Here is a 25,517-nt window from a genome sequence, read left to right on the forward strand (position 1 = left end):
GGAGCCACCCGTGCCGGCGGAGGCGATGCGACGCGCGGCGGAGGCGGTGGCGCCGGCCGCGCGACGGCCGCAGGCGGCGGCGGTGTCGGTCTCGCCACGGCTTGGGGACGCGCAGGCGGCGCGGACGGACGGGACGCCTGCGCCGGCGCAACCGAGGGCAGATTCTGCGGCCTGACAGGCTCGCGCGCGGCCGAGGACGGCGGTGGGACCGGACGTCCCGCGACGCCGGGGGCCGCGCCGGGTGGTGTTTGGGCAACCGGCGGCTTCGGCGCCTGGCCGGGCGCGGCGGCAGGGTTTGTCGCAGTGGGCGCAGCGGTTGCCGGCGCAGCCGCCGTCGGCGCATTGGGGTGTGCCGGCAGGGGGGCACCGGGCGTCGCGGTGACATGTGCCCCCGGGTGGGTCGGCGCGGTCGGCGGAGCGGTCGCCGTCGGAGCGACCGCTCCAGGTGCGGGCTTGCCGCCCGGCAGGGTCCCTGCCCCCGCCGGTGGCGCTGGCGGTCCACCATGGGCGCCAGGAACCGGCAGCGTATTGGCCTGCGGCAGCTTGGTCTGTGGTGCTGGTGCGATCGGCGGCGTTGCGGTCGGCGCGACAGCTGCCGGCGGGGTACCGGGCTTCGCCATCGGCTGGATCGTCCCCGGGAGCGTGCCGGGCTTCGCCGTCGGTTGGATCGTCGCGCTCGGCGGCATCGGCGCTTTGCCCTGTTGAATCAGGGCGGCGCGCTGGATCGCGGCCTGCGGCATCGCCGGGCCTGCCGGATTGGCGCGCCCGGCAATCGCCGGCGCCAGATTGCCCGGTCCGGCCCCTGCCCCCGCAGCCGGTGCTGGGGCCGGCGGACGGTTGATCACGGTGTTGATGACCGTCGTATTGTGGATGTTCTGGTAGATGATGTTGTTCGGCGGCGGCGCGACATAGATCGGTGGCCTGACGAACACCGGAATCGGCACGAACACCGGCTGCGGCAGCACAAACAGGCCAACCACGGGCATCGGCGGCGTCAGAACGACGAAATCCGGCGGCGGCGGCGGCAAATAATAGACCGGCGGCGGCGGTGGCGGTGCGAAGCCGAAATCGGGATCGCTGAAATACAGCAACGGACGATCGACATAGACCACCTCCTCCGGCGGCGGTGGCGGCACGTCGTAGTCGATCATCGCGAAGCTCGGCGGCGGCTCGGCCGGCGCGGTGAGGATCGCAAGCCGCCGGCGCGCATCTGCCGCATGCGGCCCGCGCGGATAGCGGCGCAGATACGACCAATAGGCCTCCGGCGTGTCGGTCCGGTAGGTCCGCCGCCAGGTGATGGCTTCGCGGCGCGCCGCCACGATCGCCATCACGCGCTTTGCCAGCGGATCGCCGGGATAGGCGGCGAGAAACTCCTCATAGGCCGGCAGCGTGTCGCGCTCGAGCGCGGCGGCGTAGGCATCCTGCACGCCGAGATCGCGGATCGGCTTGTTGCGGATCGCGGCGACCTGGTCGGGCGTCGTCTCCGGCGGCGGCGCGTCGGGTCCGCGCTCGAAGAACGAGAACGGCGCCGAGATCTTCTGCTCGTTCCAGGGCACCTGCGCGCCCTTGCTGGCCTCGTTGACGCGCAGGCGGACGCGGTCGAACACCTCAGGCAACGGCAGGCCGCCGGTGCGGATCATCTCCGCCAGCGACTGCGCATAGATGCCGTACGGCCCCGGCTCCTCCGGCGCGACGGTACCGGGCGCAGCGTTGAAGGCGATCAGCATGTTCGGCTCGGGCTCGACCAGCGCCAGACCGCCCGCGATCTGCTGGCCGCCCTCGACGAAGGGCTGCGCGCGGGCCGCGTCGAGCACGATGATGTTGGCCTTGAGCGGGATGGAAGCGAGCTGGCGCGCATAATCGCTGATGCGCAGGGCCTCGGTCGGAATGTCGGTGTCGCGGGTGATGTTGGAATCGACCGGGATGAAATAGTTCTCGCCGGCCAGCTGCACGCCGTAACCGGCAAGATAGACCATCGCGACGGTGCCCGGCCCCGAGGCCTGGGCCTTCTGGATGAAGTCGCGAAAACTCTTGCGCAGCGTGTCGCCGTCGAGATCGCGCGCTCCGACGACGTCGAAACCGGCCGCCTGGAGCGTCTGCGCGATCAGACCGGCATCGTTCGCGGTCGTCGCCAGCGGCGACTTGGCATAGGCGCCGTTGCCGACCACGAGGGCGATGCGCTTCTCCTGCTGCTGGGCGCGCGCCCCGCCCGGCGCGCCGGCGGCAAGGGCCACGATCGGCAGGAGAAGGTAAATGAAGAGTCTGAACGTCCCACGCATGGCTTGCTTGCCCGCTATGTAGTTGAGGAGCCACCACGCATGAGGCGCGCAGCCAGCTGAACGGCGATTGAACGAAAGGCTCGGATTGAGGCGGTGGCGTGGCCACGCCGCTGCCGGCGTCAGCTCCAAGTCAGCTCCAAGTCAGCTCCAAGTCAGCTCGGCCTGGAAACCGCGCAAGGCTCCTTCGAGTCCCAGCCCAGCGCGATTGCGCGGATCGCACAGACCGGATGGATGGCGGCCGGCCTCTTGCCGAGGCCGACCGCCTTGCTCTGGTGTTCCCGAAGCCGGGCTCAGCCCTGCGCAAGCAACTCGACGGTCCCCGTGCTCAGCCGATAGATGCCGCCGACCACCTTGAGCTTGCCCTGCTCGACCGCCGCGTTGAGGATCGGCGCGGCCGATTTCAGCTTGGCGACGTTGTCGATGACGTTCTGGCGAATGGCGTTGTCGAGCGCGTTGCCGCCCTGCCCGGCCGCCGTCTTCACCGAAGGCGCAATCGCGGCGACCAGCGAAGGGATGTGTCCCGGCAGCGGCTTGTCGTCCTTCAGCGACTTGATCGTGGCATCGACCGCGCCGCAATTGTCGTGGCCGAGCACCAGGATCAGGGGCGTGCCGAGCACCGCGACGGTGTACTCCATGCTCGCAACGGTCTCTTCGCCGGCAAAATTTCCGGCGACGCGGCACACAAACAGATCGCCGCGTCCGCTGTCGAAGGCATATTCGGGTGCGATGCGGGAATCGGCGCAGCTTAAAACAGCCGCGTACGGATTCTGACCTCCGACCAATGCCTCGCGCTCATGCGTGAAGTCGTGACGGCGCGACACGCCCGACACGTAGCGTGAATTGCCCTCCATCAGCCGCTTGAGCGCCGCATCGGGCGACAGCACGTTCTGGGGTTTCGGCGGCGCCTTGGCGTCCTTCGCCGAAGCGGCCCCGCCGAACGCCGCCGCCCCGAGCGCGGAGGCGGCAAGAAGCATCATCGAGCGGCGGGAGGGTGCAAGCGATTGATGCGGATTTTCAGAGCATTTGTCACACATGGTTGTTCTTCCTTGGTTTTCGCGCCGGACGACTACTGATAGCTGTGCCGGGCAGACTTCGAAACCATGCGTGAGCTGATTAGTTAAGCTTTGGTTTGCAGCCGCGCTGCAACGGCGTCAGAGCTGCTGCACGTCCACCACGCCCGCGACCGCCTTGATCGCGCCGGCGATCTGCGGCGAGACCTTGAAGCGGCCGGGCAGCTTCATCTCGACCTCGGTCTCGAGGTCGAGCATCATCACCAGCGAGACCTCGCCGTCGCCGCTCCCGCGCGGCGCGATACCGGGACTGCCGACCCTTGGCGCGGCGCCGTTCGCGACGGCCATGTCGGGACCGGCCAGACGCTTGGCGATCGAGTCCAGCGGCTTGGTGTCGCGCACGAAGATGCGCAGGCCCTTCTGCGTCTTGGCGGCGGCATCGTCGAGCGGCTCGGCATGCAGCACGCGGGCGCGGACGTCCTCGCCCTGCAGCTCGGCCCCCAATTGCAGCAGCACGGCAGCGCCCGGCTCCAGCACGTCGCGATATTGCGCGAGGCCTTCGGAGAACAGCACCGCCTCGAAATGGCCCGTGGGATCGGAGAGCCCCATGATGCCCATCTTGTTGCCGGTCTTGGTGCGCCGCTCCATGCGCGAGACCACGGTGGCCGCGACCTTGCCGGCAGTGGCGCCGGTCTTCACCGCACGCGAGAACTCCGCCCAGCTCTGCACCCGCAGCCGCTTCAGCACGGTGGCATAGTCGTCGAGCGGATGGCCCGACAGGAAGAAGCCGACGGCGTCGTATTCGCGGCGGAGCTTTTCGGCGGGCAGCCACGGCTCGATCTGCGGCAGCATGATGGTCGGCGCGTCCGCCGACATGCCGAACATGTCGTTCTGGCCGATGGTCTCGGCCTGATGCGCGCGCTGGCAGGCGGCGAGGATCGAATCCGCGCCGGCGAAGACGCGGGCGCGGTTCGGCTCCAGCGTGTCGAAGGCGCCCGCGGCGGCGAGACTTTCGATGATGCGCTTGTTGATCGCGCGCGGATTGACGCGCGCGGCGAAGTCGGCGAGCGAGGTGAACAGCCCGCGCTTGGTGCGCTCCTCGATGATCTGCTCGATCGCCTGGATGCCGACGCCCTTGAGCGCCGCGAGCGCATAGTAGATGACCTTGTCGCCGACCTCGAAGGTCGCGCCGGAACGGTTGATGTTCGGCGGCTCGACCTTGATGCCGAGGCGCTGCGCCTCGGAGCGGAATTCGGAGAGCTTGTCGGTGTTGTTCAGATCGAGCGTCATGGACGCCGCGATGAACTCCACCGGATAATGCGCCTTCATGTAGGCGGTGTGGTAGGACACCAGCGCATAGGCCGCCGCGTGGCTCTTGTTGAAGCCGTAGTCGGCGAACTTCGCCAGCAGCTCGAAGATGGTCTCGGCCTGTCCCTTCGGCACGCCGTTCTTCACCGCGCCCGCGACGAAGATGTCGCGCTGCTTGTCCATCTCGGCGCGGATCTTCTTGCCCATGGCGCGACGCAGAAGGTCGGCGTCGCCGAGCGAATAGCCCGACATCACCTGGGCGATCTGCATCACCTGTTCCTGATAGATGATGACGCCGAAGGTCTCCTTCAGGATCGGCTCCAGCACGGGATGCAGATATTCCGGCTCCTCGTCGCCGTGCTTGCGCGCGCAATAGGTTGGGATGTTCGCCATCGGGCCCGGGCGATACAGCGCCACCAGCGCGATGATGTCCTCGAACCGGTCGGGGCGCATGTCGACCAGCGCGCGCCGCATACCCTGACTTTCAACCTGGAACACGCCGACCACCTCGCCGCGCGCCAGCATCTGGTAGCTCTCGGCATCGTCGATCGGCAGCGTGGCGAGATCGACGTGGATGTTGCGCGGCTTGAGCAGCTTGCAGGCGACGTCGAGCACGGTCAGCGTCTTCAGGCCGAGGAAGTCGAACTTCACGAGGCCGGCCGGCTCGACCCATTTCATGTTGAACTGGGTCACCGGCATGTCCGACTTCGGATCGCGGTAGAGCGGCACGAGCTCGCTCAGCGGACGATCGCCGATCACGATGCCGGCCGCATGGGTCGAGGCGTGGCGGGTCAGGCCTTCGAGACGCTGGGCGATGTCGAAGGCGCGCGCCACGATCGGATCTTCGTCGCGGAATGCCTGCAGCTTCGGCTCGCTCTCGATCGCGGCGGCGAGCGTGACCGGCGCGGCCGGATTCTGCGGCACCAGCTTGGTCAGCTTGTCGACCTGGCCGTAGGGCATCTGCAGCACGCGGCCGACGTCGCGCAGCACGCCGCGCGCCTGCAGCGTACCGAAGGTGATGATCTGCGCGACCTGGTCGCGGCCGTAGCGTTCCTGGACGTACCTGATCACCTCGCCGCGGCGGTCCTGGCAGAAGTCGATGTCGAAGTCCGGCATCGAGACGCGCTCGGGATTGAGGAAGCGCTCGAACAGCAGGCCGAACTTGATCGGATCGAGGTCGGTGATGGTCAGCGCCCAGGCGACCAGCGAGCCTGCGCCGGAGCCGCGGCCCGGCCCGACCGGAATGCCCTGGCTCTTCGCCCATTTGATGAAGTCGGACACGATCAGGAAGTAGCCCGCGTATTTCATGCGCATGATGACGTCGAGCTCGAACGCCAGGCGCTTGTTGTAGTCTTCCTCCGTGGTGCCCTGCGACAGGCCGTGGACGCTGAGGCGGTTGGCAAGCCCCGCCTCCGCCTGGCGCTTCAATTCCGCCGACTCGACCGCCGCGGCGTCCGAACTCTGCGCGGCGCCAACGGTGAAGAACGGCAGGATCGGCTTGCGCGTCATCGGCCGGAACGAGCAGCGCTCGGCGATCTCCACCGTGGAGGCCAACGCCTCCGGAATGTCGGCGAACAGCACCGCCATCTCGGCGCGGGTCTTGAAGCGATGATCGGGCGTGAGCTGTTCGCGCTCGGTCTCCGCGATCAGCCGCCCGCCGGCGATGCAGAGCAGCGCGTCATGCGCCTCGTAGTCGTCGGTCGCGGCGAAATACGGCTCGTTGGTCGCGACCAGCGGCAGGCCCTTGGCATAGGCGATGTCGATCAGGCCGCTTTCGACGCGCCGCTCCTTCTCGGTGTTGTGGCGCTGCAATTCGACGTAGAGGCGGTCGCCGAACAGGCCGGCCAGACGCTCGCAACGCAGCGCGGCGAGCTCGGCATGACCGCTGGCCAGCGCCAGCGAGATCGGCCCGTCCGGCCCGCCCGTCAGCGCGATCAGGCCTTCGGTCTCGCCGTCGAACCAGTCGAACTTGATGAACGGCGCGTGGCTATCAGGCGATTCCAGGAACGCGCGCGAGTTCAGCCGCATCAGGCTGCGATAGCCGCGCTCCTGCGCCGCCAGCAGCACCACGCGCGAGGGCCCCATCGCGTTGCGCGCGTTCGGATCCTGGTCGCCGAAATCGATCGCGAGCTCGCAGCCGACGATCGGCTGGATGCCGGAGCCCGCCATCTTGTCCGAGAATTCCAGCGCACCGAACAGATTGTCGGTGTCGGTCAGCGCCAGGGCCGGCTGGTGATCCTTCTTGGCAAGCTCGGCGAGCTTGCCGATCTTGATCGAGCCCTTGAGCAGCGAATAGGCCGAGTGAACGTGAAGGTGAACAAATCCGGCGCTCGGCATGGTCGCGTGACGGCCTCTTGCAGATGGGATGGAGCGGTCGCCGGCTCCTCGAGGCATCATGCACTCGCCATCTGCCCTCGTTTGCCGACTCGCCTCGCAATGGTGGGGTGTCGCAGCCTGAGAGTCCACGCCAGACCGGCCGATCCGCCGCGTCGTCCCGCTTTTCCCCAGCCCGGGCCTGTACCGGCTGGCAGGAATCAGAGCTGCGGTATGACCTGAGCCCAGATCGCGATCATCCCGACGAACAGCGTGATCGACGCCAGCGCGGCGGCCTCTTCCACGAAAACCCTGAACATGGCTTGCTCCCTTGTTGGAACGTATGAAGAACATTGTTCTCATTTCGTTCTCAGGAGTCAAGGGCGGCTTGGCGCCTCCAAGGACAATGGTTAACTCGCTGAAATCACCCAATAAAAAAGCCCCGGCCAAGGCCGGGGCTTTTCCAGGACGCTCGAAAGGCGAGCGATCCGTCTCAGTAACGGCCGAGGATCGGGCCGCCGAACTTGTAGTTCAGGCGGACGAGACCCATGTCGACGTCCTGCTTGATGCGGTCCGTACCCGCGAGGCCCGCGAAGGTGACGTCCTTGTCCGACAGGAAGATGTGGTTGTACTCGACGCCAACCGACCAGTTCGGCGCAAAACCATATTCGAGGCCGGCACCGACCGTGCCGCCCCAACGGGTCTGGTCGTTCGAGGACAGCAGCGCGCCCGAGGCCGTGCTGAACACGTCGTACTTGACGCCGACCACAGCCGCACCGCCCTTGACGTAGATCAGGACGTTGTTCCAGGCGTAGCCGACCTGACCGGTGATCAGACCGAACGAGTCGATCTTCGAACGGTTGCGGGTGGCAAACAGTGCGCTGACATTGTCGCCCGAGAAGTCGGCCCAGTTGCCTTGACCTTCCACGCCGAACACCCACTGGCCGGACTGCCAGCGATAGCCGATCTGGCCACCGACCGTGCCGCCGGTCGCATCGTGCGAACCCTCGCGGCCGCCGCCGACGAGATCCCAGGTCGAGTGCGACGAACCGCCGCCGCCGTTGATACCGATGTAGAAGCCGCTCCAGTCATAGATCGCGGCAACCATCGCGGGCGCCTTGGTGTAGGGCCGTGCTGCGAGGTCGGCAGCCAGCGCCGGCGCAGTCGCGCTGAGCGCGACGAGGCTCACAGCAGCAAGCAACAAATTCTTCTTCATTTGAGTCCCGTTCCAGTTTCGTCGTTAGGCCCCCTGGCCGTGCAGTGGTCATAACAGCGATCGACGGAATTGCTGTAACCACGACGCAACAGTTCGCTCGAAAGGCCCGCGCTTCATTAATGAAGATTTATGAGAGCGTGCTAGAAGTCCTTTGAAACAAGTGTTTTCTGTAGTTCCAATGTCGGCGACACGAGATAAATTGCATGCGCGCGTAACAACGTCGCGCGCACATTCGCGTGATGGAGAATTGAAAAATGCGCGGCCGCGTCACTCATCCCATTATCGCCACACTTTCGCTCGCATTCATCACATTTGCACTCGCGTCAATTGCAAGCACGCCAGCGCGCGCATTCGGCAAGAATCATCCCTTCTGCCTCACTGGTGATGAATGGCCGGGGCTGAGCAATTGCAGGTTCGACACCTACGCGCAGTGCCAGGCGAGCGCGTCGGGGCGCGCACTCACCTGCATCGCCAATCCCTATTTCGTCGGGCAGAGCGACGATCCCTACGCATATCAAAATCGTCCGCGCACGCTGGCGCCGGGCTACTACTTGCCGCGCTGAGATGCGCAGCGCCCGTCGCGCACTCGTCGTGGCCGGCCTGCTCCTCGCAGGCGGCTCTGCGCGCGCGCAGACCTTTGATCCGAGCTATCCCGTTTGCATGCAGATCTACGGCCCCGTCGGCTATTTCGACTGCCGTTACGGCTCGCTTGAGCAGTGCCGATATCTCGCCGTCGGACGTTCGGCGAGTTGCATGGTGAACCCGTATTTTCCGCAGAGGAAACCGACGCGCCCTCGCGGACCGAGGCACCAGGACAGGATCAGTGGCCGCTCAGCACCAGCGTCTTGACCGGCAGCAACAAGGCCTGAATGCGCAGCAGAAGTGCATGAACGAGCCCCGTGGCGTCGATGACGTGCAAGGCGAAGCCCCTCAACGCTCCCGTATTCTTGTCAGCGATCACGTCGTGATTGCTAGTGTAGGCGTTGACGATGCAGCTCGAACCCGGCGTGACGCCGTCGAGCCCGCCATTGTAGAGCGGCTCGAGGAATACGAGGATCGTCCCGGGCTGCCGTAGATTTTGCGGATCGACCAGTTGCTCGCCAGCCCGGAACTGGCCGGCCGCGATGTAATCTTGCACCGCGGTGACGACGAGCGGAATGATCACCCAGGGTTTCGAAATGCAAGTTGCCTCCGCAATCATGCCCGGCTTCATGACTTGCGCCTCGATCTGTCCAAATCCGGCTTGCAGCGCGCGCCGACCTGCCCCTTCCGGGATCAATATTCCAGCCGGGCGCATCATCTGATTGACGACATCGCCGGTGCGCAGCAGAAATTGCTCGACCCGTCCATCCACGCCGGCGCGGATATAGGTCTTGTCGAGATCGACCTGCGCCTCCGCCATTGCCGCCTCGGCGCTCGCTTTCTCGGCAGGCAGCAGCGTGGAGCCCCGCAAGGCGACGGCCTCCCGCGCGGCGCTGGCGGCGTCGACGCCCGCCTGTCGTTGGTCGACGGCCACCTGCAATTTCTCGATATCGCGTTGCGGTACAGTGCCGGGACTGCGGCGCTGCAATTCGCTCTTGGTGTCGAGTTCATCCTTGGTTTGTTGCCAGGCGGCCTTGGCTTCTCCGATCTGGGCTTCCGCCTTGACCAGATCCGCCCGCGCGCTGATCAGCGAGGCCTCGACCTCGGCGATCTTTCGCTTGGCTGTCTCGAGCGCGGCCTGTTGCTTCGAGCTGTCCAATCTGAACAGGACATCGCCCTTTTTCACGGACGCGCTGAAGTCGACATGCACCTCGGCGACACGACCGGCCACCTCGGGGAGGATGGGAATGGTGCGAAAGTACATCGCTGCGGACGAGGTCGAAGGATGATAGTAGAAAATCATGGTGATCAGCGCGACCGTGAGCATCAGGCAGCCGGTAATCCCCCATCTAAGCTCGTACCACACCGAGTAGAATGTGATCTCCTTTCCGAAGCGCTTTCCCTGGCGGTAACGCCGGTAGAGATAGTCCGGCAGCACTGTCACGAGCGAGCACAAGAGCAGCTCAAGCATGGCCCTGCACCTTGCTTGCGAGCTCTGCACCGGGATCGCCCGCCGGTCCCGGTTCGGATGCCGGCTCCGACGCGACAGGCGTTGCGTCGGCGATCCGCTCGACCGAGCCCGCGATCGTGCGCAGCGGCGTGCTGAAGTCAGGCAGGTCGATCATGGCGAGCAGGAGGCCGGCCACCCAAAAGACGTGCATGTGGGTGAAAAGTGAGATCAGACCCAGCACGGCGACTATCTCGAACTGCAGCTTCTGGGACTTGTGCGCTAGGCGCTCCGGCAGGCTGTGCAGTTTCCAATACAACGTTCCGGCCCAAAGAATAGCCGCGACCAGGAAGATGCCCATTATCACCATCAGTACGTCCGCCCCATCGGAGGCGGGTACAAAGAACGGCAGATGGTGAGGCGCTGCCGGATGCATCGGTTCGCTCAAGCTCGTTCTCCTTGCCGAAGACCGAGAAGCCCTTGGTCGGGCCCGCAGAGACATGGTTCACGAATGCCGAAACTTAATCAAGCGTATTGTCGCGACCGGATCCGAACCCTGCGAGACAGGGCTTTGCGGCGAGACCTCGGATCTCTCGCTTCCGCGACGGCCACACGCAAGCGGGACGCTGATATGCAGACCGCCTTGTGTTGTCGCTGCGATGTTGACGCGGACTGATCCCGCTTTAAGTACGACGGACAAAGCTTGCAGGGGTGGCGACGTTCGCTGGGCTGGTTCCCGTTGACGCCACCAATGCAGGACTCATGACGACTTCGCCCCAAGCGACCTCGCGCCGCGCAAGATCGACTTCAGCCTCCGCGCCCCCTCACCTCGCCATCGTCCTGTTCTCGCTCGCGATGGGCGGCTTTGCGATCGGCACCACCGAATTCGCATCGATGAGCCTGTTGCCGTTCTTCGCCGCCGATCTCGGCGTCGACGAGCCGACCGCGGGCCACGCGATCAGCGCCTACGCGCTCGGCGTCGTGCTGGGCGCGCCGCTGATCGCCGTGCTCGGCGCGCGGTTCGCGCGGCGCACGCAGCTCCTGGCATTGATGGCCGTGTTCGCGCTCGGTAATACGCTGACCGCGCTCGCGCCCGGCTATGGCGCGATGATCGCGGCCCGCTTTCTCTCAGGACTGCCGCACGGCGCCTATTTCGGCATCGCTGCTCTGGTTGCAGCCTCCCTGGTTCCCCAGCATCGTCGCTCGCAGGCGGTCGGCCAGGTGATGCTCGGCTTGACCTCCGCCACCATCATCGGCGTGCCGCTCGCCAATCTGATCGGACAGGCGGCTGGCTGGCGCGCGAGCTTCGGCCTCGTCTCGATGCTGGCATTGCTCACGATCGTGCTCTGCGCCCTGTTCGCGCCACGTGACCAGGCCGGCAGGTCCGATCCGCTGCGCGAGCTCGGCGCCCTCAGGAGCGGCCGCGTCTGGATCACGCTGGCGATCGGCGCCATCGGCTTCGGCGGCATGTTCGCGGTCTACACCTATCTTGCGACGACCTTGATCGAGGTTACCAAGGTCAGCACCGCGGTCATCCCGTTCTTCCTGGCCGTGTTCGGCATCGGTGCGACCCTTGGCAATCTGTTGGTTCCGCGCTTTGCCGACCGCGCCTTGATGCCGACGGCAGGCATCATCCTGCTGTTTGCCGCGGTCGCGCTGCTGCTATTCCCCGTTGCCGCCGGCAATCCCTGGCTGCTTGCGGCCGACATCTTCGCCATCGGCGCCAGCGTCTCGCTCGGCGCCATCCTGCAGACGCGGCTGATGGACGTTGCGGGAGAGGCACAGGCGCTCGCGGCCGCGCTGAATCATTCGGCCTTCAATACCGCCAATGCGCTCGGCCCGTTCCTCGGGGGCCTCGCGATCCGTGAGGGGCTGGGCTGGACCTCCACCGGTCCCGTCGGCGCCGCGCTGGCGCTTCTCGGATTTCTGATCTGGATCGTCGCCTGGCGCGACAGCCGGTCCGCCTCGATCGCGCTCGCTGGGCGCAGCGATACCGCATCGCGGGCGAACGCGCCGCCGCTGGCGCCGGACAATAGCCGCTCAGATCCTGCCAGAAATCCGGTGGGCTAGAGCCCGAAGCAGACGCGTCCGCTCAGCTTTGCCAAGGCGTGTTGCGGATGCGCGTGCACGCGTTCGGCTTGCGGAAGCTGGGATCGTGATCCTCGATGTAGTCGAAATTGACCGTCCCGAATGTGGTCTGCGGCTTCTTCAGGGCTGAACACGTCTGAACCTTGAGGAAGTCGTTCTTGAAGTCTCCGCGCGGAAACGCTGATATCACCTGGTCACGCTGCTCCGGCGTGTAATCGTCATATCCAATGCCGACGACGTCCACCAGAACGCCTGCGTTGGTGAGAGCGATCTCCGGCCTCATATATTGCGGAATGCCCGGCGTGGTGTGCAGCGCGACGGCTTCCCATACCAGATCGGCTTGCGGCTCGGCGATACCGCGCGCCCGGAGAAACTCACGCGCAGCGTCTGCTCCGTCGACCTCAAATCGCTTTGTCTGCGTGTGGTAGTGATCGACAAGGCCGAGATCGTGAAACAGCGCCGCGACATAGAGCAGTTCCGAATCGAACTTCAGCTTCTGGCGCAGCCCCTTCATCGCGCCGAACACGTAGACGCGAACCGAATGGTTGAACAGCATGTCGTCTTCGTAGCTGCGCACCAGCTCGGCGGCCTCGCGCGCCAACTGACTGTCCGGGATCCGGACGCCGGAAATCACTCTCATCATCTTCAAGCTCCTGGTCTGCGTTCGGTTGATGCCGCGTGAGCCATCAGGCGGCCTTCTCGAGCGCCGCGTGAGGCGTATTTCGGAAGCTGATCGACATGCGATTGTACGCATTCATCAGACTGATTGCGATCGCGAGATCGACGAGTTCGCGCTCGCTGAAGACGTTGCGGGCGGCTTGATAGGCTTCATCCGGAACGTTGGTCTCGGCAACACGGGTGACCGTCTCGGCCCATGCAAGGGCTGCGCGTTCGCGTTCGTCGAAGAGATTGCCGGCCTCGGCCCATGCCTGCAGCAGCGCGAGCTTTTCGACCTTCACGCCGCTCTTCAACAGATCGCGCGTATGCATGTCGAGGCAATAGGCACAGTTGTTGATCTGCGAAATGCGCAGGTAAACGAGCGCGACCAGCGTTCCGGGCAAGCCACTCTGCGTAACATAGCCGTAGACTCCGCCGAGCGCCTTCGCGCCGGCCGGTGCGATGTGGTTGTAGTTGAGACGTTCACTCATCTGATGACTCCCTGATGATCGGAGGAGATCAAAGCTCCCTCCTCATTCCCTCAGATGCCCCTCGCATGGTTCACAAAAAAGCACCAAGAACGCACAAAAATTCTGTACCATGAGGCATGACGAAACCGCTGCGCCTGGAGCTCGATCGGTCCGCGAAGATGCCCCTCGCGGAGCAGATCCATAGAGGGATCAGGGCCGCCATCGAGAGCGGTGTGCTCGCCCCGGGCGCACGCCTGCCCTCGTGGCAGGATCTCGCGGCTCAGCTCGGCGTCGCGCGCGGCACCGTGCGCTCAGCCTATGAGAAGCTCTCATCCGACCAAATGATCGTGGCAGCCCGTGCGACCGGCACGCATGTCGCCGACCGGCAGTCCTCCCCAGTGCGGCCTGACAAGGCCCCCGACCCCGGCTCGTTCATGGAGATGTACCAGGAGCTCACGGCTGGACCGGCGATCTTCCAGATGGGCGTGCCGTCGCAGGAAACTTTTCCTGCGAAGTTGCTGGCGCGAATGCGGGTAAGAGCGGTTCGCGCCGAAACGAGCGCACCCGCGATCTACCCGGATCCGCGCGGCGAGCTGGACTTGCGACGTGAGATCGCGGCCTACCTTGCGCTGGCCCGGGGAATAGAATGCGCGCCGTCCCAAATCATCGTCACCAGCGGTTTCGCCGGCGGCCTCGGCCTCGCGCTCCGTGTCCTCTGCCTCGGGCCAAAGAAGAAAGCCTGGATGGAGGACCCCGGCTTTCCTTTCACCCGGCACGGTCTCGAACTCGCGGGATTATCCATCGTACCGATCGCGGTCGATGCCGACGGCATCGACGTCGATTTCGGCATGAAACATGCGCCAGACGCCGCGCTGGTTGTCGTGACGCCGGGGCAACAGGCGCCGCTCGGATCCACGCTGTCACTGGCACGCCGCTCACGACTGCTCGAATGGGCGACCCAGAACAAGGCATGGGTGATCGAGGACGACTATCTCAGCGAACTGCAGCTCAAGGGCCGCGCCACGCCGGCGCTCGCCTCGCTCGACCGTGTCGGTCGCGTCATCCACATCGGCTCCTTCAGCAAGACCATAAGCCCGGCCTTGCGGCTCGGCTTTGTCGTTGCGCCGGCGGCTCTTGCATCGCGATTTGCAGAGACTGCGGCTTGCCTCGCGCCCGCACCGGGGCCCGCGGTGCAGCTAGCCACGGCCGACTTCATGCGCGACGGCCACTATCTTCGGCATCTGCGGCGCACGAAACGCGCCTACACCGCGCAAGGCGATGCGTTGCTGAAACAGCTCCGCACGCGCCCTGCGAAGGTTGCGATTGCCGGTCTGGCCGCGGTGCTGCGATTGCCGGACGGAGCACCCGATCTCGCTATCGCCCGGGACGCAGCGTCGTTCGGACTGGCACCGACGCCGCTATCGCTTTGGTACGCTCCGACCGCTTCGGCGTGCTCAGGACTGTTGCTGGGCATCGCGACGTCTCCGCTCAAGAAGATCGAGGCGTCCTGCGAGCGGCTCCTTGGGATCATCGACCGCTTGACGTGATCCGTACCCGGCCTCGGCCGCCTCAGCCGGCCAACGTCACGATCAAAGGTCCGTTGCGCGTGGCGATCACGGTGTGTTCGTACTGGACGGTCGGCGCCTCGGGGCTGCTGTAGAGCGTCCACGCATCGTCGCCATTCTCCGCCCACTCGGCGCCCATGGAGAGGAACGGCTCGACGGTGAAGACCAGGCCCTCGCCCATGATGCGGCGCTCGGAGCGGTCGGGCCATGTTGCGATCTCCGTCGGCTCCTCATGGAGCGACAGGCCGACGCCGTGACTGGCGAGGTTGCGCACCAGGCTGTAGCCGTTCTTCCGCGCAAAGGTCCCGATGGCCTGGCCGATCCCGGCAATCGGCTTGCCGGCGCCGACCTGCTGCAGGCCGGTCCACATCGCCCGCCGGCCGTCCCGGCACAGACGTTCGATCCTACGGCTCGCAGGCGGAACGGCAAACGAGGCGCCGGTATCCGCGAAGAAGCCGTTCTTCTCGGCCGACACGTCGATGTTGACGAGGTCGCCGCGCGCGATCCGCCGCTCGCCGGGGATGCCGTGAGCGATCTCCTCATTCACGCTGATGCAGGTCGCGCCGGGAAAATCGTAGGCCAGCTCCGGGGCCGACCGCGCCCCGGCGGCCTCCAGGAGCTTTCGCCCGATCTGGTCGAGCTCGGAGGTGGTCATGCCCGGCTCGAGCGCCTTCCCCATCGCCTCCAGCGCATTGGCGACGATGCGCCCGATCTCTTTCAGGCGGGTCAGGTCGTTGTCGTCGGAAATCGTCATATCGGGGCTCTCTACGAAAGCCGGGGCATAGCGCCTGCGAGGACGGCTTGCAAATCGGAACGCGCCGGAGAATCCTGCCGCAATCGCAGGGCCGTCCCGGCGAAACATATGTGGGCCGTCACGCCACTCCAAGTTGTGATGGCGGCGATCGTCGTATAACGTCGGTCAGGTTGCTCACCTCACCCAGTCGATCGCTTCATGCGCTTGCAAATATTGCTTCTCCTGGCCTTCCTATTCCTTCCCGACGCATTGCGGGCCAAAGAAACTCCGGCCGCGAAAGCCGGCTTTGCTTCCCGCCTGACGATCTATCTGGCCAAAGGCGCGCCCGATGCGTGCGGGCCGGGCTGCAACCGCTGGATCGCGATCGAGGGCGAGATCGATCAGGGCGCCGCCCCGCGCATTCGCCGCTTCCTTGCCGGCGTCAAGGATTTGCAGCGCCCGATCTACCTTCATTCGCCCGGCGGGAACGTGGAGCAATCCTACGACATCGGGCGGTTGCTCCGCAGCCGCAAGGCCATCGCCCGGGTGGGGCGGACGATCGCGACGGCATGCGCGGCAGGCACCCAAGTGGATGACGCTTGCCTGAAGATCAAGAACACGACCGGAGAGGTCGATGCCGAGCTCACCACCTACCATGCGATGTGCAACTCGGCCTGCGGCTACCTGTTTCTCGGCGCGACCTCGCGCGAGGTTGCCCCAGATGCCGCGCTGGCGGTGCATAACTCCAGGCTGATCCTCAAATTTAGCGGCAATCCACCTCCGGAGGTGGTCGCCGAAGCGCGGCGGCGCCGGATCGCCGGCGCCGACCGCGACCGGACCGCGTTCATCGCGGCAATGGGGATCAGCCGCGAGCTCGATGCGCTGATCCGCACCGTGAAATTCGAGAACCTGCACGTGCTGACGCGGCCCGAGCTCTACCGCTTCGGCATCGACACGCGGCCGCTGGCCGAGACGATGTGGCGGCTTGAGAAGGGATCACGGCCGTTCATCAGCAAGGTCGCCGCGGTGAGGAAGGAGAGCGACGCTTCGTTCCGGACCATGGAATGGCGCCTCTATTGCGAAAACAAGAAGCGCGTGCCGCTGATGTTCGCGGGCGAGATCGATGCAGCAGCCACCGGCAAGAAATCGATCCTGATGGCGGCCAGCGCCGACCTGAGCAAGGAAGCCGGCGGGCCTCCGGTGCGGTTCGGAAAGTACGAGGTCTGGAACGGCGCCGTCGATCCCGACATGGTCAAGGCGGTGCTGGCCTCGCACTCCCTGCAGGTCCGGGAGACCACGCCGGAGCCGGAGGGAAAGGCTGACGCCACGAGCTTCAACATCGACACGACCGGCCTGACGTCGGTGTGGACCCAGCTCGGGACGTCGTGCACGGCGGCCGCAGCAGGCCCGGCAAGATCCTGGCCGGCGAATTCCCTGCAGCCGACGCCCTGGACGGATAGTCCATGGACAGCAAGTGGTGCTTTGCCCGACGTGAGGGCAACACCTGCGGCCACGCCCGCGCCGTAGCGTGCGGCGAGCGGAAGGCTGCCCCGTCCGTCAGCCTCCGCCTTCGACCGGCGTGCAGATCACCAGCTTCAGCGCGGGATCGTCGTTGGCCTGAAAGCTGGTGTGCTCGAAATGCAGGACGCCCTTGGTGGGATGGGTCATGGTCTTGCGGCCCGACAATGTGCCGTGCACCTCGTGCGCGCCCCACCATTTGACGAATTCCGGACTGCCCTGGCGCAGCCGCGTCAGCAGCTCCGCAAAGGCGGGATCGCCGGCCCAGACGTCATGGGTGGCGCGAAACATCGCGACCATGCGCTTGGCGACGTCAGCCCAGCCCGCCCCGTAGGATTTTCGCGTGCGCCTGTTGGTCATCATCAGGAGCAGCGTGTTGCGGTCCTCCTCCGGCAGCCGGCCAAACGCGAAGACCTCCTCGGCCGCCGCATTCCAGGCCAGTACGTCCCAGCGCCGCCCGGTGATGTAGGCCGGATGCGGCAGGCTCTCGACCAGCCGCAGGATCGGCGGCGGCACGATCTCGCGCGTGAACGCGCCCCTCGCGCCATCGCGCGCGAGGGCCTTCAGATGCGCATGCTCGGTCTTGCTGAGCCGCAGCGCGCGGGCCAGCGCATCGACGGTGGTGACCGAGGGGCTGACGGTGCGACCCTGCTCGAGGCGGATGTACCAGTCGACACCGATGCCGGCGAGCTGGGCGACCTCCTCGCGGCGCAGCCCCGCGGTGCGGCGCCTCGCCCCCGGCGGAAGGCCGACGGCCTTCGGCGACAGCTTCTCGCGGCGGGACCGCAGGAAGTCGCCGAATTCGACGCGGCGTGGATCGGCCATGGTGTCGCTCCCGCATGGAGGGCTCAGGGAATACTAGGATAATACCAGGCCTTCCCGGGCCTTCCAAGGCGGCTCATATCGGCCTCACCCGACCTTGAGGTGAATACATGAAAGCCGCCGTACTCAAATCATTTGGATCGAAGCTGGCCATCGAGGACGTGCCCGAGCCGCCCCTCGGCACCGGCGAGGTGATCGTCGACGTCGTCGCCACGCGCGTCATCTCCTACATGAACGAGGTTTTCGACGGGACACGCAATTACGCGCTCGACCTGCCTGTTATCCCCGGCCCCGGCGGCATCGGCCGGGTGCGCGCGATCGGCCCGGACGCCACCAAGCTCAGCGTCGGAGACTGGGTGTTCTGCGACCCCACGGTGCGCTCGCGCGATGACGTCGTGGCGCCCGATATCGCCCTGCAGGGGCTCACCGCCGCCGGCCCCGGCGGCATGCGCCTGCAGCAGCATTTTCGCCACGGCTCCTATGCCGAGCAGATGCGCGTGCCGACCGAGAATGTGAAGCGGCTCGGCGCGATCACGCCCGAGGAGGCGAGCCGATGGTGCGCGCTGGGCACGCTGCTGGTGCCCTATGGCGGCTTCCTCGCCGCCAACCTTCAGCCCGGCGAGACCGTGCTGGTGAGCGGGGCGACCGGCAATTTCGGCAGCGCCGCCGTCTCGGTCGCGCTCGCGATGGGCGCGGCCTGCGTCGTCACCCCGGGCCGCAACGAGACCATCCTCGCCGACCTCGTCCGCCGCTTCGGCGCCCGCGTGCAGCCGGTCAAGCTCACCGGCGATCAAGAGCACGACCGCGAGGCGATGAAGCGCGCGGCGCCCGCGCCGATCGATTGCGTGCTCGACATCATGCCGCCCTCGGTCAGCCCGACCGTCGTGCGCGCGGCGATCATGACGGTGCGCCCCTATGGGCGCGTCGCGCTGATGGGCGGCGTCGGCATGGCCGGTGGCGCGGGCCTCGAGCTGCCCTACCCCTGGATCATGCGCAACTGCATCAGCATCCACGGCGTCTGGATGTATCCGCCGGATGCCGCGAGCCGGCTGATCGCGCTGGTGCGCGCGGGGCTGCTGAGGCTGGAGGAGTATGAGACGACATCCTTCGGCCTCGACCATGCCAACGAGGCCGTGGCCCATGCCGCGGCCAATGGCGGGCCGTTCAGGTTGACGGTGATCAGGCCTTGAGAAATTCAGACGACGGCGTGCCCGTCGTCGCCGATTTTTTCGTCAGTCGGTCCAAGCACTTGGCTACTGTGCATGGGGTTGTTTTCGCGATTTTGCTATTCGAGCTCGACGACCTGGCCGTTCGACAGCGACACGCGCCGGTCCATGCGGCCGGCGAGCTCCATGTTATGGGTCGCGATCAGCATCGACACCTTGGTCGCCTTGACCAGCTGCATCAGCGCCTGGAACACGTGATCCGCCGTATGCGGATCGAGGTTGCCGGTCGGCTCGTCTGCGAACAGCACGCGCGGCGCGTTGGCCACCGCGCGCGCGATCGCGACGCGCTGCTGCTCGCCGCCCGACAGTTCGGCGGGGCGATGGGTGATGCGGTCGCCGAGGCCGAGATAGCCCAAAATCTCTTTCGCGCGCTTGACGCTCTCGGATTTCTTCAGGCCGCGGATCATCTGCGGCATCATCACGTTCTCCAGCGCGGAGAACTCCGGCAAGAGCCGATGCGACTGGTAGACGAAGCCGATATCGGTGCGGCGGAGCTGGGTGCGCTCGATATCGGGCAATTGCGAGGTCGGCGCGCCGTTGACATAGACCTCGCCGGAATCGGGCGCCTCGAGCAGGCCCGCAATGTGCAGCAGCGTCGACTTGCCGGAGCCCGACGGCGCCACCAGCGCGACCGACTGGCCCGCCCACAGCGCCAGCTTGGCGCCGTCCAAAATGGTCAGCGGCACCTCGCCCTGCAAGTACTGCCGCTTTATCTCGTGGAGATAAATGACCGGTACATCCTCAGCCCCCTGCTGCTCCATCAGCCCCTCACTCGTACCGGAGCGCTTCGACGGGATCGAGGCGCGCGGCGCGCCACGACGGATACAGCGTCGCCAGGAACGACAGCGTCAGCGCCATGATGACGACCGCCGTGGTCTCGCCGATGTCGATCTCGGCGGGCAGCTTCGACAGGAAGTACAGCTCCGGCGAGAACAGCTCGGTCGAGGTCAGCCAGGACAGGAACTGCCTGATGGACTCGATGTTGAGGCAGATCACGAGGCCGACGACGAAGCCGACCAGCGTGCCGACCACGCCGATCGAGGCGCCCGTGATCAGGAATATCCGCATGATCGATCCCTGCGAGGCGCCCATGGTGCGCAGGATGGCGATGTCGCTGCCCTTGTCCTTCACCAGCATGATCAGGCCGGAGACGATGTTGAGCGCTGCGACCAGCACGATCATGGTCAGGATCAGGAACATCACGTTGCGCTCGACCTGGAGCGCGTTGAAGAAGGTCGAATTGCGCTGCCGCCAGTCCACCAGAAACACCGGCCGGCCCGCGGCTTCGGTCACGGCCTGGCGGAAGGCGACGATCTGATCGGGATTGGTGGTGAACACCTCGATCGAGGTGACGTCGTTGCTGCGGTTGAAATAGGCCTGTGCCTCCGCGAGCGGCATGAAGACGAAGCCGAGATCATATTCGGACATGCCGATCTCGAACACCGCGACGATCTTGTAGGGCTTGATGCGCGGCGTCGTGCCCATGGGCGTCACCGCACCCTTCGGCGCCACCAGCGTGATGCTGTCGCCGGCATGCAGCGAGAGCTGGTCGGCGAGACGGCGGCCGATCGCGACGCCCTGCCCCTCGTCAAACCCCTCGAGCGAGCCCTGCTTGATGTTCTTGGCAATCGAGGTGAGGTTGTTGAGGTCGTCGGAGCGGATGCCGCGCACCAGCACGCCCGAGGCGTTCCACGGCGAGGACGCCAGCGCCTGGCCGTCCACCACGGGTGCGGCCAGCCGGATGCCTTTGACCTGGCTGAGGCGGTCGGCGACGTCCTTCCAATCGGTCAGCGGAGATTCCAGCGGCTGCACCAGGATGTGGCCGTTCAGCCCCAGGATCTTGTCGAGCAGCTCTTTGCGGAAGCCGTTCATCACGGCCATGACAATGATCAGCGTCGCCACGCCCAGCATGATGCCGAGGAAAGAGAACCCGGCGATGACCGAGATGAATCCCTCCTTGCGGCGCGCCCGCAAATAGCGCGCCGACAGCATCCACTCGAATGGCGCAAAAGGCGCGGTTTGCACGGTTTCTGTCATGGTTTCATCCATCGCTCGATAATCCCATGATTCGGGGTCAATTGTGGCCGGATTGGCGGCCGCGATCTCGGGCGATGAACAATATTCAGCCGACCGGCCTTATCAGCCCACAAGTCTTGCGACCGCGTCCGCAGGCGACATGGTCTCGCGGGAGCCGTCACTGCGCCGCTTGATCTCGACCTTGCCATCGGCGAGCCCCTTCGGCCCGATCATGATCTGCCAGGGGATGCCGATCAGGTCGGCGGCGGCAAACTTTGCGCCGGCGCGCTGGTCGGTATCGTCATAAAGCACGTCGACGCCCTTGGCGGTAAGCTCCGCATAGAGCTTCTCACAGGCCGCATCGACGGCCGCATCGCCCTGCTTGAGATTGAGGATCGACACGCGGAACGGCGCCACCGCCTCCGGCCATTTGATGCCGGCATCGTCATGGCAGGCCTCGATGATGGCCCCCAACAGCCGCGAGACGCCGACGCCGTAGGAACCGCCATGGATCGGCACGTCGACGCCGTCGGGCCCCGCCACCAGCGCCTTCATCGGCTCGGAATATTTGGTGCCGAAATAGAAGATCTGGCCGACCTCGATGCCGCGGGTGTTCACCCGCTTGTCGGCGGGCACTTCCTGCTCGAAGCGCGCGGCATCATGGACATCCTCGGTGGCGGCGTAGAGCGAGGTCCACTGCTTGATGATCGGCGTCAGGTCGCTCTCGTAGTTCACGTCCTCGCCCGGCACGGGCAGGTCCAGCACGTCGCGATTGATGAACACGCCGGACTCGCCGGTCTCGGCCAGCACAATGAATTCGTGGCTGAGATCGCCGCCGATCGGGCCGGTCTCGGCGCGCATCGGGATTGCCTTCAGCCCCATCCGCGCGAAGGTGCGCAAATAGGCGACGAACATCTTGTTGTAGGCAACGCGCGCGGCGGTCTCGTTGAGGTCGAACGAATAGGCGTCCTTCATCAGGAACTCGCGGCCGCGCATCACGCCGAAACGCGGACGTTGCTCGTCGCGGAATTTCCATTGAATATGATAGAGATTGAGCGGCAGGTTCTTGTAGGACTTCACATAGGCGCGGAAGATCTCGGTGATCATTTCCTCGTTGGTCGGCCCGTACAGCAGCTCGCGCTTGTGGCGGTCGGCGATGCGCAGCATCTCCGGGCCGTAGGCGTCGTAGCGGCCGCTCTCGCGCCAGAGGTCGGCGAGCTGAAGCGTCGGCATCAGGAGCTCCAGTGCGCCGGAGCGGTCCTGCTCCTCGCGCACGATCTGCTCGATCTTCTTCAGCACGCGGAAGCCAAGCGGCAGCCAGGCGTAGATGCCGGCCGCCTCCTGCCGGATCATGCCGGCGCGCAGCATCAGCCGATGCGAGACGATCTCCGCCTCTTTCGGATTTTCCTTTAGGATGGGCAGAAAGAACCGCGACAACCGCATGGCAATACTCGTGGAATCAGTGGTGGCCTGCAGTGAAACCGGATTGCGAGCGAAAACACAAGACCGGGAATGAGGAAAAGCCGCTAACGCATCGGAATTCCTGTCATTTTTCCGTCGGACTTCAAGTTCAGTGCGAGCCCCACATTAGGGCGGCGTGACGTCGAATTCATCCTCCAGCGTGATTTGCTCGAAGTCGCTCACCAGCGCGTCGATCCGCACGTGCCAGCGGCCGGCAAAGGGAAGCTCGACCTTGCGCACATGCCAGTAGCCGTCCGGCCCGAGCGAAGCCTTCCGCTCCATCGGCTCGATGCCGCGCTCGGGCAGGCTCAGCGTCAACGTCGTTTCCTTGGCCGCAAGCGGCGTCCCCTCGCCGGTCATGAGCTGGAGCACGAAATCATCGACGCCCGGCCTGCCGGGCGACACCAGCACCTGGAACATCGCCTTGTCGCTGTGGATGTGGATCGCCAACGGCGTCTCGGGAACGATGGTGCGCGGCGGCGGCGTGAAGCGCCAGCCGGCGACCAGGGCGAGGATGGCCAGGGCAATGGCGCATTCGATCAGGATCGAGCGCTTCAGCGCGTGCGCTCCTGCCCCGTTCCGGGCCAGAGCCGGAGTCAGCCGGAACCGATTGAGCGCAGCCAGCGCCAGCAATCCCGTGACCAGGACAAGCTTGGTCGAGAGGATCAAGCCGTAGCGGGTCGCAACCAGAGCTCCCGGCTTTTCGAGCTGCACAATCGCGAGTGCGAGGCCGGTCAAGGCCAGCACGCCGACCGCCAGCGCGGCGATGCGGGAAAAGCGGCTCACAATCGGCAGCGTCGCCGCCGTCGGCCGCGACACCAGCGTCATGAGCGGCGCGAGAGCACCGATCCAGATGGCGACGCCGAGGCCGTGGAAGAAGATCGCCGAACGCGTCAGCGCCTCCGGCGGCGCCGTTGCGGCGTGCCCGGTCATGGCGAGCGACAGACCGACGCCGACCAACGCCACGAGCGCAACAGCGCGCGCATACCACGCGCTGCGCAGCGCCACCAACGCGAGCAGCATCGCTGTGACGGCCACGAGCAAAGCCGGGCCGGCGCTGGTCGCGAGCGCGACCTTCCAGGGGGCGGCGGTCGTGATCGCTGACGGCGGCAGGCCGAGAAGGTCGAGGCCCAACGCGCCAACAGACGCTGCAGCGCAGGGGATGCCGATGGCGAGCGTTACGCGCGGGACGGCCATCCCGGTCATCGACCATGCGATCCAGCGCGCAAAGAACACGCCGCCGACGCCAACGAACAGTCCGAGATAGAGGCCGACCCGGGCAAGCCAGATCACCATGTTCAATCCGCCGTCCCTGGCGGCGGGTGGCTTCGTCGCCGTCGGCGTACCGATGGAGAAGATCACCGATCCCGTGACGGGATGACCGTCCTGCGAAATCACGCGATAGCTGACGACCGCGGTCCCCTCGGGCAGATCCGCCGGCATCGCGACCGAAATCGTCTCGCCGGATGCGCTGACACGCGCATCGTCGCGCGCCCTCCCGGCGCCGTCGATCAGCCGGATCGCGCCCGGCGTCACCGCCTCGCTGAAGCGCAGCTGCACCGCCTTGGGCGGAGCCGCGAGCATGCTCCCGCTCGCCGGCTCGACCGAGACGAGGGCCGCATGCGCCCATGCCGCGCTCGCGAAGCCGGCAGCAAAAAGCAGGGTCGCGAGCGCGGCGAAGAAGCGCATCAGGGCTTTGGCAGCAGCTTCACGCCCGGCGCCGGCGATTTGCCCTCGGACTTGCTGTCATGCGAATGCCCTGCCCCCTCGGCCGGGATCTCGATCCAGCGGCTGACGCCGGTCTCGCATTCCTGGACGACGGGGAAGTACAGGGTCGTGTTCGCCTTGAGGCTGTTGGCGAGGAAGGCGTTGAGGACGAACTCGTCATAGTGCTTGTCCGGCAGCTTGCCGCCGGACCACGCCACCTCCTTCACGCCGGAGGACAGCTTGTTGCCGTGATAGTCGTATTCGGCGGCGTATTTGCCCTCGACGACATCGACGCTCCAGCCCGCCTTCGGCATCGGCTTCACCGCGATCACCCCTTCCGGGATCTGCACGCGGATCTTCACCGTTGGCGAGCCCGCGCAACCGTGCGGAATGACGAACACGGCCTTGTAGGACGTGCCGACCGCGGCTTGCTTGGTCTCGAGCGACACGTGCGCCGCCGCCGGCGAGGCGCCGAGCGCGGCTATCAGGAACAGGCAGGAGCGCTTCGACATGATCAGCCTTTCGAGAGTCCGTATCAGTCTCATTTCATTTTCATTCCCGAATGGTCCGGCATCTTCTTCATGTCCATGTGACCGGAATGCCCGGCATCACCGGGGGCCTGCGCACCGACGCCCTGGACGTCGAGGGAGACGGCGACCTTGCCGGCCTTCTCGAATTGCAGCGTCACCGGCACCTTGTCGCCCTGCTTGAACGGCCCCTTGAGCTCCTGCAGCATCAAATGATAGCCGCCGGGCGCGAACTTCACCGTCTTGCCGGGATCGATGGCGAGCCCCTTGTCGAGCGGACGCATCTTCATCACGCCGTTGTCCATTGCCATCTCGTGGATTTCGGACTTGCCGGCGATATCAGCTGACACGCTGACCAGCCTGTCCGGCGTCGTCCCCTTGTTCTCGATGACGAGATAGCCGCCCGCGACCTTGGCGCCGCCCGGTGTCGCCCGGCTCCACGCCTGCGAGATGACGAGATCGCCGGCCTTGACGTCGTCGGCGAGCGCCGGTGCCGCGGAGATCGCAAGAGCAAACGCAGCGAGCAGCACGTTTTTCGAGATGGTCTTCATGTCGGTCTTCCCTTTGCAGAC

General features: G+C 65.8%; 22 protein-coding genes. 6 read left to right on the forward strand and 16 right to left on the reverse strand.

The window, feature by feature from the left end:
- The 4 genes from UNPF46_RS07360 to UNPF46_RS07375 all read right to left on the reverse strand — a co-directional run.
- Positions 1-2,279: caspase family protein (locus UNPF46_RS07360; RefSeq protein ID WP_181769829.1), on the reverse strand; the 2,279-nt coding region annotated here is incomplete at its 3' end.
- A 290-nt stretch (positions 2,280-2,569) separates the two neighbouring features.
- On the reverse strand, positions 2,570-3,313 hold the full coding sequence (locus tag UNPF46_RS07365) for a carbonic anhydrase (RefSeq protein WP_100179726.1): 744 nt from the start codon (positions 3,311-3,313) through the stop codon (positions 2,570-2,572).
- Positions 3,314-3,430: 117 nt separating this feature from the next.
- Entirely contained in the window at positions 3,431-6,934 is a 3,504-nt protein-coding gene (dnaE, locus tag UNPF46_RS07370) for a DNA polymerase III subunit alpha (RefSeq protein ID WP_142249537.1), read from the reverse strand.
- Positions 6,935-7,403: 469 nt separating this feature from the next.
- Positions 7,404-8,126, reverse strand: coding sequence for an outer membrane protein (locus UNPF46_RS07375; protein WP_142249538.1), 723 nt, complete (start codon positions 8,124-8,126; stop codon positions 7,404-7,406).
- Between the two features lie 254 nt (positions 8,127-8,380).
- Here UNPF46_RS07375 and UNPF46_RS07380 point away from each other — a divergent pair, with 254 nt between their 5' ends.
- On the forward strand, positions 8,381-8,689 hold the full coding sequence (locus UNPF46_RS07380; protein WP_142249539.1) for a DUF3551 domain-containing protein: 309 nt from the start codon (positions 8,381-8,383) through the stop codon (positions 8,687-8,689).
- Between the two features lies 1 nt (position 8,690).
- Positions 8,691-8,975, forward strand: coding sequence for a DUF3551 domain-containing protein (locus tag UNPF46_RS07385; protein ID WP_142249540.1), 285 nt, complete (start codon positions 8,691-8,693; stop codon positions 8,973-8,975).
- Here the strand turns inward: UNPF46_RS07385 and UNPF46_RS07390 are convergent.
- Positions 8,947-10,179 carry an HlyD family secretion protein gene (locus UNPF46_RS07390; RefSeq protein WP_142249541.1) on the reverse strand — a complete coding sequence of 411 codons (1,233 nt, stop codon included), beginning with the start codon at positions 10,177-10,179 and terminating at the stop codon, positions 8,947-8,949. The genes UNPF46_RS07385 and UNPF46_RS07390 overlap by 29 nt on opposite strands.
- Positions 10,172-10,603: a hypothetical protein gene (locus UNPF46_RS07395; protein WP_142249542.1), complete on the reverse strand. Its 432-nt coding sequence runs from the start codon at positions 10,601-10,603 to the stop codon at positions 10,172-10,174. Before UNPF46_RS07395 ends, UNPF46_RS07390 begins: the two co-directional genes overlap by 8 nt.
- 314 nt (positions 10,604-10,917) lie before the next feature.
- Between UNPF46_RS07395 and UNPF46_RS07400 the strand changes: the two genes are divergently transcribed.
- Positions 10,918-12,225: an MFS transporter gene (locus UNPF46_RS07400; RefSeq protein WP_181769830.1), complete on the forward strand. Its 1,308-nt coding sequence runs from the start codon at positions 10,918-10,920 to the stop codon at positions 12,223-12,225.
- A 22-nt stretch (positions 12,226-12,247) separates the two neighbouring features.
- Here the strand turns inward: UNPF46_RS07400 and UNPF46_RS07405 are convergent, their stop codons facing one another.
- Entirely contained in the window at positions 12,248-12,886 is a 639-nt protein-coding gene (locus UNPF46_RS07405) for an HD domain-containing protein (RefSeq protein WP_142249544.1), read from the reverse strand.
- Positions 12,887-12,929: 43 nt separating this feature from the next.
- Positions 12,930-13,391 (reverse strand): carboxymuconolactone decarboxylase family protein, encoded by a 462-nt coding sequence (locus UNPF46_RS07410; RefSeq protein WP_142249545.1) that lies wholly within the window; start codon positions 13,389-13,391, stop codon positions 12,930-12,932.
- A 116-nt stretch (positions 13,392-13,507) separates the two neighbouring features.
- On the opposite strand from UNPF46_RS07410, the gene pdxR reads away from it, so the two are divergent.
- Positions 13,508-14,917, forward strand: coding sequence for a MocR-like pyridoxine biosynthesis transcription factor PdxR (pdxR, locus tag UNPF46_RS07415; protein ID WP_142249546.1), 1,410 nt, complete (start codon positions 13,508-13,510; stop codon positions 14,915-14,917).
- 22 nt (positions 14,918-14,939) lie between these two features.
- Here the strand turns inward: pdxR and map are convergent, their stop codons facing one another.
- Positions 14,940-15,689 carry a type I methionyl aminopeptidase gene (gene map / locus UNPF46_RS07420; protein ID WP_142249547.1) on the reverse strand — a complete coding sequence of 250 codons (750 nt, stop codon included), beginning with the start codon at positions 15,687-15,689 and terminating at the stop codon, positions 14,940-14,942.
- Between the two features lie 198 nt (positions 15,690-15,887).
- On the opposite strand from map, the gene UNPF46_RS07425 reads away from it, so the two are divergent.
- Positions 15,888-17,195 carry a hypothetical protein gene (locus UNPF46_RS07425; RefSeq protein WP_142249548.1) on the forward strand — a complete coding sequence of 436 codons (1,308 nt, stop codon included), beginning with the start codon at positions 15,888-15,890 and terminating at the stop codon, positions 17,193-17,195.
- A gap of 30 nt (positions 17,196-17,225) precedes the next feature.
- Here UNPF46_RS07425 and UNPF46_RS07430 read toward each other — a convergent pair whose 3' ends face one another.
- Positions 17,226-18,011: a helix-turn-helix transcriptional regulator gene (locus tag UNPF46_RS07430; RefSeq protein ID WP_142249549.1), complete on the reverse strand. Its 786-nt coding sequence runs from the start codon at positions 18,009-18,011 to the stop codon at positions 17,226-17,228.
- 107 nt (positions 18,012-18,118) lie between these two features.
- On the opposite strand from UNPF46_RS07430, the gene UNPF46_RS07435 reads away from it, so the two are divergent.
- Positions 18,119-19,198 carry a zinc-binding dehydrogenase gene (locus UNPF46_RS07435; protein ID WP_142249550.1) on the forward strand — a complete coding sequence of 360 codons (1,080 nt, stop codon included), beginning with the start codon at positions 18,119-18,121 and terminating at the stop codon, positions 19,196-19,198.
- A 95-nt stretch (positions 19,199-19,293) separates the two neighbouring features.
- Here UNPF46_RS07435 and UNPF46_RS07440 read toward each other — a convergent pair whose 3' ends face one another.
- From UNPF46_RS07440 to UNPF46_RS07465, 6 genes are all read right to left on the reverse strand, one after another.
- The gene (locus UNPF46_RS07440; protein WP_174719152.1) at positions 19,294-19,995 is read right to left on the reverse strand and encodes an ABC transporter ATP-binding protein; all 702 of its coding nucleotides are present in this window, start codon (positions 19,993-19,995) and stop codon (positions 19,294-19,296) included.
- Between the two features lie 7 nt (positions 19,996-20,002).
- On the reverse strand, positions 20,003-21,283 hold the full coding sequence (locus tag UNPF46_RS07445; RefSeq protein WP_018642337.1) for a lipoprotein-releasing ABC transporter permease subunit: 1,281 nt from the start codon (positions 21,281-21,283) through the stop codon (positions 20,003-20,005).
- 90 nt (positions 21,284-21,373) lie between these two features.
- Entirely contained in the window at positions 21,374-22,693 is a 1,320-nt protein-coding gene (proS, locus tag UNPF46_RS07450; protein WP_142249551.1) for a proline--tRNA ligase, read from the reverse strand.
- A gap of 144 nt (positions 22,694-22,837) precedes the next feature.
- Positions 22,838-24,400: a copper resistance CopC/CopD family protein gene (locus tag UNPF46_RS07455; RefSeq protein ID WP_142249552.1), complete on the reverse strand. Its 1,563-nt coding sequence runs from the start codon at positions 24,398-24,400 to the stop codon at positions 22,838-22,840.
- Entirely contained in the window at positions 24,400-24,930 is a 531-nt protein-coding gene (locus tag UNPF46_RS07460; protein WP_142249553.1) for a YcnI family copper-binding membrane protein, read from the reverse strand. Before UNPF46_RS07460 ends, UNPF46_RS07455 begins: the two co-directional genes overlap by 1 nt.
- Positions 24,931-24,959: 29 nt before the next feature.
- Positions 24,960-25,496 (reverse strand): copper chaperone PCu(A)C, encoded by a 537-nt coding sequence (locus tag UNPF46_RS07465; RefSeq protein ID WP_100179710.1) that lies wholly within the window; start codon positions 25,494-25,496, stop codon positions 24,960-24,962.
- Positions 25,497-25,517 lie beyond the last annotated feature (21 nt).

Origin of the sequence: Bradyrhizobium sp. UNPF46, from assembly GCF_006658625.1 — a bacterium.
Lineage (GTDB): Bacteria > Pseudomonadota > Alphaproteobacteria > Rhizobiales > Xanthobacteraceae > Bradyrhizobium > Bradyrhizobium nitroreducens.

What these genes read in the sequence shown, in the direction of transcription:
- UNPF46_RS07435 (WP_142249550.1), top strand. Translation starts at nt 18,119, where the DNA reads ATGAAAGCCGCCGTACTCAAATCATTTGGATCGAAGCTGGCCATCGAG.
- UNPF46_RS07455 (WP_142249552.1), bottom strand. Translation starts at nt 24,400, where the DNA reads ATGCGCTTCTTCGCCGCGCTCGCGACCCTGCTTTTTGCTGCCGGCTTC.
- pdxR (WP_142249546.1), top strand. Translation starts at nt 13,508, where the DNA reads ATGACGAAACCGCTGCGCCTGGAGCTCGATCGGTCCGCGAAGATGCCC.
- UNPF46_RS07440 (WP_174719152.1), bottom strand. Translation starts at nt 19,995, where the DNA reads ATGGAGCAGCAGGGGGCTGAGGATGTACCGGTCATTTATCTCCACGAG.
- UNPF46_RS07365 (WP_100179726.1), bottom strand. Translation starts at nt 3,313, where the DNA reads ATGTGTGACAAATGCTCTGAAAATCCGCATCAATCGCTTGCACCCTCC.
- proS (WP_142249551.1), bottom strand. Translation starts at nt 22,693, where the DNA reads ATGCGGTTGTCGCGGTTCTTTCTGCCCATCCTAAAGGAAAATCCGAAA.
- UNPF46_RS07445 (WP_018642337.1), bottom strand. Translation starts at nt 21,283, where the DNA reads ATGGATGAAACCATGACAGAAACCGTGCAAACCGCGCCTTTTGCGCCA.
- UNPF46_RS07390 (WP_142249541.1), bottom strand. Translation starts at nt 10,179, where the DNA reads ATGCTTGAGCTGCTCTTGTGCTCGCTCGTGACAGTGCTGCCGGACTAT.
- UNPF46_RS07425 (WP_142249548.1), top strand. Translation starts at nt 15,888, where the DNA reads ATGCGCTTGCAAATATTGCTTCTCCTGGCCTTCCTATTCCTTCCCGAC.
- UNPF46_RS07465 (WP_100179710.1), bottom strand. Translation starts at nt 25,496, where the DNA reads ATGAAGACCATCTCGAAAAACGTGCTGCTCGCTGCGTTTGCTCTTGCG.
- UNPF46_RS07405 (WP_142249544.1), bottom strand. Translation starts at nt 12,886, where the DNA reads ATGATGAGAGTGATTTCCGGCGTCCGGATCCCGGACAGTCAGTTGGCG.
- UNPF46_RS07385 (WP_142249540.1), top strand. Translation starts at nt 8,691, where the DNA reads ATGCGCAGCGCCCGTCGCGCACTCGTCGTGGCCGGCCTGCTCCTCGCA.
- UNPF46_RS07410 (WP_142249545.1), bottom strand. Translation starts at nt 13,391, where the DNA reads ATGAGTGAACGTCTCAACTACAACCACATCGCACCGGCCGGCGCGAAG.
- UNPF46_RS07460 (WP_142249553.1), bottom strand. Translation starts at nt 24,930, where the DNA reads ATGTCGAAGCGCTCCTGCCTGTTCCTGATAGCCGCGCTCGGCGCCTCG.
- dnaE (WP_142249537.1), bottom strand. Translation starts at nt 6,934, where the DNA reads ATGCCGAGCGCCGGATTTGTTCACCTTCACGTTCACTCGGCCTATTCG.
- UNPF46_RS07430 (WP_142249549.1), bottom strand. Translation starts at nt 18,011, where the DNA reads ATGGCCGATCCACGCCGCGTCGAATTCGGCGACTTCCTGCGGTCCCGC.
- UNPF46_RS07380 (WP_142249539.1), top strand. Translation starts at nt 8,381, where the DNA reads ATGCGCGGCCGCGTCACTCATCCCATTATCGCCACACTTTCGCTCGCA.
- map (WP_142249547.1), bottom strand. Translation starts at nt 15,689, where the DNA reads ATGACGATTTCCGACGACAACGACCTGACCCGCCTGAAAGAGATCGGG.
- UNPF46_RS07375 (WP_142249538.1), bottom strand. Translation starts at nt 8,126, where the DNA reads ATGAAGAAGAATTTGTTGCTTGCTGCTGTGAGCCTCGTCGCGCTCAGC.
- UNPF46_RS07400 (WP_181769830.1), top strand. Translation starts at nt 10,918, where the DNA reads ATGACGACTTCGCCCCAAGCGACCTCGCGCCGCGCAAGATCGACTTCA.